6 protein-coding genes are annotated in these 9503 nt (G+C 68.2%); 1 reads left to right on the top strand and 5 read right to left on the bottom strand.

Annotated elements, in window-relative coordinates; all coding sequences use genetic code 11:
* From ACFWBT_RS38830 to ACFWBT_RS38815, 4 genes are all read right to left on the bottom strand, one after another.
* On the bottom strand, positions 1 to 770 hold a 770-nt coding region (locus tag ACFWBT_RS38830; protein ID WP_385708306.1), incomplete at its 3' end, for a Crp/Fnr family transcriptional regulator.
* A gap of 5 nt (positions 771 to 775) precedes the next feature.
* Positions 776 to 1066, bottom strand: a complete 291-nt coding sequence (locus ACFWBT_RS38825) for a hypothetical protein (RefSeq protein ID WP_385708303.1) — start codon at positions 1064 to 1066, stop codon at positions 776 to 778.
* Between the two features lie 612 nt (positions 1067 to 1678).
* The gene (locus ACFWBT_RS38820; RefSeq protein WP_385708300.1) at positions 1679 to 2044 is read right to left on the bottom strand and encodes a hypothetical protein; all 366 of its coding nucleotides are present in this window, start codon (positions 2042 to 2044) and stop codon (positions 1679 to 1681) included.
* 141 nt (positions 2045 to 2185) lie between these two features.
* A complete protein-coding gene (locus ACFWBT_RS38815) occupies positions 2186 to 2515 on the bottom strand; it encodes a hypothetical protein (protein WP_385708298.1) in 330 nt (109 codons plus the stop codon).
* 1030 nt (positions 2516 to 3545) lie between these two features.
* Between ACFWBT_RS38815 and ACFWBT_RS38810 the strand changes: the two genes are divergently transcribed.
* The gene (locus tag ACFWBT_RS38810; RefSeq protein ID WP_385708295.1) at positions 3546 to 4220 is read left to right on the top strand and encodes a hypothetical protein; all 675 of its coding nucleotides are present in this window, start codon (positions 3546 to 3548) and stop codon (positions 4218 to 4220) included.
* Positions 4221 to 4606: 386 nt separating this feature from the next.
* Here ACFWBT_RS38810 and mobF read toward each other — a convergent pair whose 3' ends face one another.
* Complete coding sequence (gene mobF / locus ACFWBT_RS38805; RefSeq protein ID WP_385708292.1) at positions 4607 to 8731, bottom strand: MobF family relaxase; 4125 nt, start codon at positions 8729 to 8731, stop codon at positions 4607 to 4609.
* Between the last annotated feature and the right edge of the window lie 772 nt (positions 8732 to 9503).

The following is a 9503-nucleotide window of genomic DNA, read 5'->3' as shown; positions in this document are numbered from 1 at the left end:
ACTTGGGCAAGCTCCTCGCGGTCCATGATCACGTATCGCCGGTTGGTACGGCGTTCTTCTGGGCGCCGCTTCTGCAACACCCCGCGGTCACGCAGAGCGGCGATGGCATTTTCCACCGACGCCCGGCTGATCCCGAGGGCGTCGGCGAAGTCCGCCTGCGACGGCCCTTCGACTGAGCCCTGCGTGGCGATCGTTGTGACGCGCTGTCCGTCACGGCGGCGCGTGTCGTAGTAGCCGAAGTGGTTCGCGAGGAACAACAGGAGCTTGGCGACCCGTGACAGGGGGGGCAGCCTGTTCGCTCCGTACACCGTCTCCGCGGCGTGCAGGCGGCGCATGCTCATGCGTCCGAGGGCGTAGGCGAGACCCGGGCCGTGTACTGCGGTGAGCTGGGCGATGTCCACAGGAGCGATTACCAGCGCGGCGCTGTCGTCCGACAGAACCGTTACCCGCGTCTGGGAGTCCTTTGCACCGGTCCAGTCACCGATCAGCGCGCCTGGCCCCCAGAGTCGCGCCATACCGTCCGGGAAGTCCTCTCGTACGCACCCGCGCTCCAGGAGGAACAAGCGCCCCATGTCACTGCCGAAACACACGTCGCCTCGCCTGTTGGTGATCAACCTGGCCCGGAACGCGATCTCACGGATGATGTCTTGCGACAGGTCCTGCCCTCCGAAGACAGCCTCTGCGGAGGAGAGGACCGCCAGACGTACGCCACGACGGGTCGGGGCATACACCACCCGACGGCCGGGCTGTTCGGGCTCTTCGATCGCCACCGCCATCACCGACCGGTCGACGTCGATACGGCCGTAGGCACCGATGACGGCACTTTCGGCTGCCCAGAGGCAGATGCCGACGAGACGGTCGGCATGGCAGGGGCCACGGTCTCGGCGGGCGTGCGCTGCGGCTCGCTGAGCAGGGACACCATCGGGTTGAGCGCGCCCACCAGTGTCGCCAGTGCCACGAGCACGGCGACGACCCGCGCCGGCGTGTTGGACAGGCGACGGATCGCATAGCAGGCCGCGGCCAGCACCGCGAGGAAAATAAGCAGGATCGTGAGGTTCGCGTCCAACGCGACACCATCCACTTCTGAGACAGGTCTTTGATCGCGGAGGGCATCGGGTGGTTAGTCCGAAACCCCTGCCGCGTACACGGAATTGGGTGCATCAACGAGAGAGGACCTCGAAAAGGTCCACTATCGACTTAGCGAAGAATCTTACGGCATGAGCGAAGGCGGTCGATAACTCAGCCACCGCAGACAGGAGTTCAGGAGGCCGACTACCTTACGCGTATTCACCATGCGGCTCCGCGAAGCAACTTGTCGGACTCGCTCCGCTCAGCGGCACGCTCCCCTGAACGCAAGGAGCCCCACCCCGTAGGGCGGGGCCTCGCGAAGTTCAACGCCAGGCTCCCGGGGAACCACCCCCGGGAGAGCCCAGCAGCGCTGATGCAGCCCAATTCCGTTAAGCCGTGTCTCAGCGATGACAGTTAACCCCCACCCAGGTTGAAATAATCCCTACGCGTAGGGATATCTACCCTGCAACCACGGAGAATCCCTACTCGTATGGATTCTGAAGCATGATTCTCCAAAACTCCGGGGGCACCCTCTCGTGAATCCCTATGGGTAGGGATCTTCCAGACCCCTCGCAGGTGTGGAGGACCACCGATTACGCCTCCCCTGGTGCTACGTTTTTGGGGGTAGCCAAGTCAAGGGCAGGGTGACCGTCGCAGGAGAAGGAGCGCCGACGGCAACGAGAAGCCCATCGGGAGCTGGACCACTCGCCCTGCCGAAGAACACCGTGCCGCCGGAGAACGCCGCCCTGCCGAAGTACGCCGTGCCGTCGGAGAACGCCGCCGCGTCGAAGGACACCGTCCCGCCGGAGAACTCCACGCTGCCGAAGGACACCGTGCCGCCGGAGAACACCGCGCCGCCGAAGTACGCCGTGCCGCCAGAGAACACCGCGCAGTCGAAGGACACGATGCGGCCGGAGAACGCCGCGCCGCCGAAGGACACCGTGCCGCCGGAGAACGTCGCACCGCCGAAGTCCATGTCGGCGTCGATGGTGACGCCGGTGAGGTCGAGGTCGTAGCCCTGCCAGGAGCGCTGGGTTCCCTGGGGGCGTCGGTAGTGGTCGCCGATGAGGCGCAGGATGGTGTGCCGGACCTTGCGGAAGGCCAGGTATCGGTGGTGTTACTCCTGGTGGGCAGGATCATCGCCAGGGTCGGGGGTGAACGGGAGCTGGAGGTAGGCGCACAGGACGTCGATGCACGTCTGGCGCAAGCCGTCGTCGGGGGCGTCGTCGGCGAGGCCGGCCAAAGCGTGGACGCCGCCGAGCCGAACGGCCGGGGAGTCCGAGCCGAGTTTGTCGACAGCCTGGGAGAACCGCTCGGTGTGGAGCCGGGTGCCATCGCGGTGGGCACCGGCCTCGTCCACGCGTTGGCGGCAGTAGGCGACCACCAAGGCGACGAGCGCGCCAGCCCCGGCGACCACCCCGAAGGAGAGCTTCACCAGATCGAACAACGTCTTCGCGTCGAGCTTCGAGGTGCTGTCGACCTCCTGGATGTTCAGCAGGACGACCAGGCTGTAGAAGACACTGCCCGCTGTCAGGAGCGCAGCAGCGAAGGTGACTGTCAGGGCCCAGCCGACCTTCCACAGTCGTAACTCCCGGTCGTCCTAGGCTGATCGCGGCCGTCGCATGACTGTCATGAGGATGAAGACAAGGCCCGAAGACTTGCAGTTGCGGCGCCCTCCGGTAGATCAGAGCCGCGAACGACCGTTTCCGCCCCCTCGCTTGATTGGACTGCGTCCCGCTTTGGCTCATCCCGGAGCCGACTGAGACGACCCGGTCCGTCGAACCTGACATCACATCAGGACTGGAGCGGTCGACGGCGCAGGAGACAGGGAACTGAACGCCTGGGCGCGCTCCGCACGTTGCAGGAAGAGCGTCTACGTCCTGAAGATTTTTTGCCGCTCAATTAGCCTGCTGAGCAGGGGGTTTGCTCGACTTGACACTAACGGGTGAGTGGTGAGTAAGCCCACAAAACCCCAGTTGCATTGGGCTTTTTGGACATGCGTGGAGAAGGATTCTGTCCAGCCCCGTAGGGTCCGCCGGACAACTTTCCACGGTCTTCCGGCGGACCCCCCTGCGGGCCCAGTGTTCCCTTGAAGAGACAGGACCACGTAATGGACCCTACTCAGCCTCTCCAGTCCTCGGTGACCCTTTCGAAGGCGATCCTCGTCACGCTCCTTGCCCTGATTGCCACTAATTGCGGCTTCGCCGTGGGCATCTTCGCTGGGACTGTGGGCCACCTCACGCCGTACGCGGCATCAGTTGCCGGTGCCGCTGCCACCGTTGGGGCGTTCAGCATTGGCATGGGAGTCGTGAAGTTCCTCCGGAGCACCACATAGATCGGCACCCGGGCCCTGGTCGTGCTCCTAGCCGACCCGGCCGACGTGCCGAGCGTTCTGCGGGCTGCGTCCTGACGCGGTTCTGAACAGAGGCCGTTTCCGCCCGCTCGACTCCTTGCACAGAGTGCGGAGACTCGCACGAGTGCACGAGGGACGCGGGCGGAACCGGTGGGCCCACTGGGATGTCCCGGAGGTCATGGATAGTGATCTGCTCAACACGGCGGCCAGCGCTGCGGGTGCTGTGGTCCTCCTCTTCCTGGGGGCGTGGGAGAACGACAGACGGAACAGCCGGACCGAGGCCCGCAAGGAAGCGGCTTCGGACCGGGCCGCGTTGGAAGCGCAGGCGAACGAACTGGTTGCCGCAGTGCTGGCGGTGAAAGTAGCGGGCAACACCCATGACCACCTGTACGGCGGATGGAGGGCCAGAGGGATCGTCCTTCTGCGAGGAGTCCTCGGGGGTGGCGCGGCCTATGCCGGGTTCAGGGAGCGGGGATCCTCAGCCGTCTGGGCAGGCTACGGGGAGCTTGCCCGCGTGATCGGTCAGTGGGACCAGGTGAGCGCGACGTCGGCGGCAGCACTGGCGGCGCCCCTCAGCCGACTCGGGACGGCCGTCGCACCACTGATGAGGCGCCAGGAGCCGGGGCTGGCCGCAGCGGTCGAAGAAGTCTTCACGTCGGTCACCGACCACTACGACGACGGGGATCGGGTCACCAGGTCCCTGGATGCCTTCCACGAGGCACTGCGCCCCGCACTTGAACCGCCGGCTCGCCCGCGACGCTGGAGGACAGCCGTCTCCCGGGGAGACCATCAAAGCTGACGGCCAACCCACCCCTGCGGGTGCCCGCGACTCGATACCTCTCTTCTCCTTCACTTCCGGCGTCGGGGCGCCGCCCGCACGGTGGACCCGCTTCCGGCATGGCCTGCGAGAAGCGGCCACCGGCAACCTGCTCTCCTCCACCACCAGGCGGTGGCCCGCGAGGGACCGTCATGACGAGCCGTAGGAATTCCTACGGTTCAGAGGTCGGCTCGCGTCCCCGCGCCGAGGGGTGCCACAGGGAAGTAGTCGGCGTGCCGGAGCTCGGGAGGCGACCCCTTGAATTCCAGGTCAGACGCCCGCACCGTCACCGTCGGCCGCCTCCTGGAGGCAAGTTGTAGGGCAACTTGCAGGGCCACTTGTACGGCAAGTTGTAGAGCAAGTCGGGGCTACCTCATGCCCCGCCCCCTGGACTGGTCCGGCTGCGGGTGCACGGTGGCGGCCTGCTTCGCCTGCTGGGCCTGCTGGTGGGCCCAGCGTGCTGTGACCTCCCGGTCGTATAGCTGCGGGAACTTCTCGGCGATCGTGACGCGCAGGGCCTTCTCGGCGCGGGCGTCGGCGGCCTGGCTGCGGTTGCGGGCGGCGTACTCCCGGAACTCGCCCGCCTTCTGGGTGGCCCGGCCGACGTCGTCACGGTCCCGCTTGTCCATGCTGTGGCCGCGCCGTTCGGCGACGGAGCGCATCTCCACGAGCCGCTCGGCGACCTTCTCCACGCTGGCGGGCGGCACCGGCGTGCTCGCCACACCGAAGCTCTCGGCGAACCGGCTCTGCTGCACCTGCTCCCATGCCTCCCGCAGTGCCTGCCGGGCGTCCTGCTTCGCGTCAGCCTCCATCTGGAGGTACGCGGCGCGCTCTCCGGACAGGCGCCCGGTCAGCTCGCGGTACTCCTTCAGAGACGTCCCCGCCAGACGCAGCGCGATACGGCCCTTGCCCTCGCTCTCGGCGACCTTGACCAACTGCCGGGCGCGGTCGTCGACGTGGCTGGCTGCGGCGAACGCGGTCTGCAGGTGCTCCCGTGCGGTGGCGACATGGACGTCCGCCTGGTCGAGGACCTCCCCGGCCTCGGTGGCGAACTGCTGCCCACGAGTGGGCTGTCCGGTGGCCTTCTCCTGGTCGAGGCGCGCGGCGAGTTCCCGGGCCTTGGTCTCCGCCTCGGCGGCGGTGGCCTCGGCGTCGGCGGCGAAGCGGTCGCCCTCGGCGATCAGCCGGTTCAGCTCCTGGGGGGAGGCGGTGCCGTAGATGCGCTTCGTCCAGGACGGAACCGTGCGTTCCTCGACGCCAGCCTTGATGCGGGCGAGCAGCTGCTTGGCCTTCTCCTCGGAGCGCCGGGACTGCTCCTCGCGCTGGGCTTCGCTCTGCGCCTGGCGGTGGGAGAGGGACACCGACTTGGCCCGCCCGTGTCGCGCCATGCGGGTCTGCCGGAGCCTGCGGTCGGCGTCGGCGCGGGCCTCCTCGGCGGACAGGTCGCGCTGCCGGGGAAGCGGCGCGGGGGCCGGGGGTTCCTGCAGAAGGTCGGAGACCATGCCGTCGGGCCGGGACTGTCCCAGGAAGCGGGCGAAGGCGTCGATGGCGCGTTCCAGGCGTTCCTTCTCGGTGCGGGACTCCCCGAGTCGGGTCCGGGTCTTCTCGTCCTCGAGGACGGCCAGCGGCAGCCACAGGTGGTTCTGGTGCCGGGCCCGGGTGATGCCGGGGTACGTGGCGAACGCGTTCGCGCCGTGCCCGTACATGAGCGAGGTGTTGCACGTCAGGCCCTGGCTCGCGGCGATCGTCATCGCGTAGCCGAGGGACAGCGCGCCGCCGGCGACCTTCTGCGGTGTCACCCAGCCGGACTCGTGGCGGTAGCCGTCGGAGGCCTTGGCGTCCCTGACCCGCCAGGTGATCTCGACACGGTGGTTGTCGTCCAGCGCCGTGACGACGGCCCGGTAGCCGTTGAGCATGTCCGGGCCCTCGCCGCGGCGGCTGCGGTAGTCGTTCTCCCGTACGCGGACGATGTCGCCCACGGCGAGGGTGAGGGTGTCGCCGCCGGGCAGGGCGTAGGCGTGCTCGTCGCCGAGTTCGCCGGCCTCGCGGCGGATCGCCTGCGCGCCGAGGTTGAGCGCGTCGACGTCGCTGTTGCGGGCGGCGAGCACCACCATGCTGGCGATGAAGTCGTGCGGGTCGGCCCACTGCTGAAGGCGCAGTTCGTCCCATGCCATGAGGATCTGGGAGCGGGCCTCCTGGGCGGTCTCGGCGGGGTGTACGCGCCCGCCCTCGGCGAGCATCTGCAGCGCCAGTTCGTGTTCTCCGGTGCGCCAGACGTCCAGTGCGGCCCGTTCGGCGGCGTCCTCCTGGCGGCGGTTCTCGGTGAGGGTGAGTCCGTGGACCAGGCGGTGGGCCTCGCGGAACCAGCCGCCGGGGCCGATCGCCTGCAGCTGCAGGTGGTCGCCGATGCCGACGACCTTCGTGCCGGTGCGCGCGGCCTCGGTCATCAGCGCGGCCGCCGCGCGGTCGTCGACCATCGTCGCCTCGTCCACGACCAGGACGTCGATGCCGCGCAGCCCGTTGCCGTTCTCGATCTCGCCGAGCCAGGCGGCCACGGTCCGGGTGGGGATACCGGAAGCGTCGGTCAGGTTCTTCGCGGCGACCGCGGCGAGGGTCGCGCCGGCGTACGTGGTGCCGGTGGCGTCCCAGCCGATCCGGCACGCCTCCATCAGCGTCGACTTGCCCGCGCCCGCGACGCCGACGATGGCGTCGATGCCGTGCCCGGCGGTTAGCACCCGGGCCACGGCGGCGGACTGTTCCTCGGACAGCTCGAACCCAGCGGCGACTTCGAAGACGTCGATGGCGGCCGCGGCCTGGTCGCCGGTGAGCTGCACGGAGCCGCTGTCGAACCGCTCCAGCGCCTGCGTGCGGACGCTCTCCTCGGCGTCGAGGATGTCCTGGGTGGTGTAGCGGTCGATGGACGACATGACGGTGGAGCCGATGGTGGGCACGCGCACCGCGTAGCCCTCGGCCGCCAGGACGTCGTCGCACAGCCGCTCCAGGCTGTCCGGGTCCGCGTCGATCCCGAACTCCAGCGCGTTCGCCACGGCCGCCAGGAGCTGCGCGCGGCTGAACGTCTTGTCGTTCGCGGTCAGCCCCTCCTTGGGGTCGAACACGACGGCCGCGATGTCGCCGGGCGGCGGGATGCGCGGGCTGGCGCCGGGCCCGTCGACACCGGTGCCGCCGTCCGAGCCGGGCGGGCCTAGCGGACCAGGGGCGGCCGCGGCCACCATCGCGTCGACGTCGTCGGCGACCTGTTCTGCCCGCTGCCTCCAGCTCTCGCGCATCGTGGCCGCGTCGACGTCGAGCTTGTCGCGTTTGGTCGCCATGGAGACGGCCTGCTTCTCCTGGCGGCTGGCGTCGGCGCCGGCCTTCTCGTCGACGAGCGCGGCCCGGCGGGAGAAGTGGTCGCGCACCTGCTCGGGGATGCCGACGATCTCCCAGGCGCCGGTGCGTTCGTTGCGCACGCGCCGTACCCCGAAGTGCTCGTACATGAGCGCGCGGACACGGGCCTTGAAGTAGGCATCCACGGCCGAGGCGTGGCGGTGCAGATCCTGCCCGCTGTTGGCGATCGACCGCCACTCGCCGTCCTCGCACAGCGCCATGTTCACGACGGTGACGTGCAGGTGCAGGTGCGGGTCGCCGGGCTCCCCGGCCCGGATCGGGCGGGCGCTCTGGTGCTCGACACTCCAGGCGAGCAGTCCCCCGGTGGCCAGCCGCACCGGTTCGCCGTCCTTGCTGCCGACCGCGTACCCGGCCCACCGCTCCATCTGCCGGAAGGTGTCGTCCTTGGCCTGGTGGACCAGCTCGCGCAGCTTCTCCGCCGGGAGCAGGCCCATCAGTGCCTGCAGCACGCTGTCGGACTTGGGGAGGTCGAGGACCACGTCCCAGCCCCGGACACGGTCGTCGACACGGAGGTCTTTGTTCTCCCGTGCCGTGGCGAGTTCCGTTTCGCCATAGACGTCGTCCAGGGAAATCCCGGCGGCACGCGCGAGTTTGTGAAGGGTGGTCACCTGCATCCGGTGCATGTCACCGAAGTGATGAACGTTGCGCTGCTGCTGCTCGAATACGCGCTTCTGCTTCGGCTTCCCCTCTAACAGTTCGCCCGGCTCAACGCCCTTTTCCTCGGCAGCCTTTTCGATGGCCTCGACAAGCCGGGCGGTGGTCAGCTGAGCCTTTTCGTGTGCGCGCACCGAAGTGCGGGACTTGATCAGGCGGGCGCCGGTCTCGGGATGGCAGCCGGCCATCAGGAGTCGGGCGGCCTGCTTGTCCTCCTCGTCGAGCTCGGCTCCCTCGATGAGCCCAACGACCTCCAGGCCGCTGCCCATCCAGACCAGAGCGGATCCGCTCTCGGGTCGCAGTCGGTAGTCGACAGCCTGGTCCTCGTCATCGTCCAAGACGACGCCGTCGGACTCGACCACGTCGCATCCGGTCTGCTGCTTGAGCCGGTACTCGACCTGCACGTCCTCCGTGATCTTCGTAACCCAGGTCACCGGCCGCGCCTCCCCGTGCCGTGCGTGTGTTTCTCACCCGGCCTGCCGGGGTTCTCCGCAAGGGGAACCCCCTTTGTCCTCCCCTGCTCTTTGATCACACGTACGTCGCCGTACTCGGCCGCCGCACAGGTGCCAGGCTCTGCCGGACGCGTGGCAGGCCGGACAGGCTGTCCAGCTACGCTCTCGGGCCTCATGCGACGTCTCGTATCGGCCGGTGAACCGGGCTCGGGTCGCTCTCTGAACGCTGCTCTGTTCGCGCGGTGCCCCGCTCGAGGGCGGCGGTTCTCACTTCCAGGTCATGGACTCGGCGGCTCAGCTCTTCAACGCGAGAGAGGACTTCGATCCACTGTTCACTGGGCATCATGGTTACCTCCGGTGGCCCTTGATGCCCTGATATTGGTCCTGGTCACAAGGCCGGAACGGCCCGGACCGCCGCACTTCCCGTGGGACGGGAAACCAATTTCTTTGCTTCCTACCAGGCGGGCACCGGGGCCCATCCGTGACGCTCGCGAACGACGTGAGAGACCGAGGTCCCAGGGCTGTACGGGGCGACCGACAGAAGCCTCTCGAACGAGCGCCTGGGCTGTTTCCCGCGGCGCGTCCTCGACGCCCACGCAGACACGTTCCGTGACTGCCGGTATGCCGGTTGCTACTCGGAGACCCCGACGCGACAGGGATTACAGGGTAAATCGCTGACCTGCGAAAACACCGACAGGGATAAGCGCAGGGCAAAGACAGGGATTACAGGGTTGAACGTTCAACCCTGTAATCC

Source organism: Streptomyces sp. NPDC060027 (assembly GCF_042737005.1).
GTDB lineage: Bacteria > Actinomycetota > Actinomycetes > Streptomycetales > Streptomycetaceae > Streptomyces.
Note: the sequence above shows the minus strand (reverse complement) of the source record. Positions and strands in the feature narration are given on the sequence as shown.

Bases quoted from the DNA above. Each gene is read 5' to 3' on its own strand.
- ACFWBT_RS38820 (WP_385708300.1), bottom strand. From the start codon at position 2,044: ATGGACTTCGGCGGTGCGACGTTCTCCGGCGGCACGGTGTCCTTCGGC.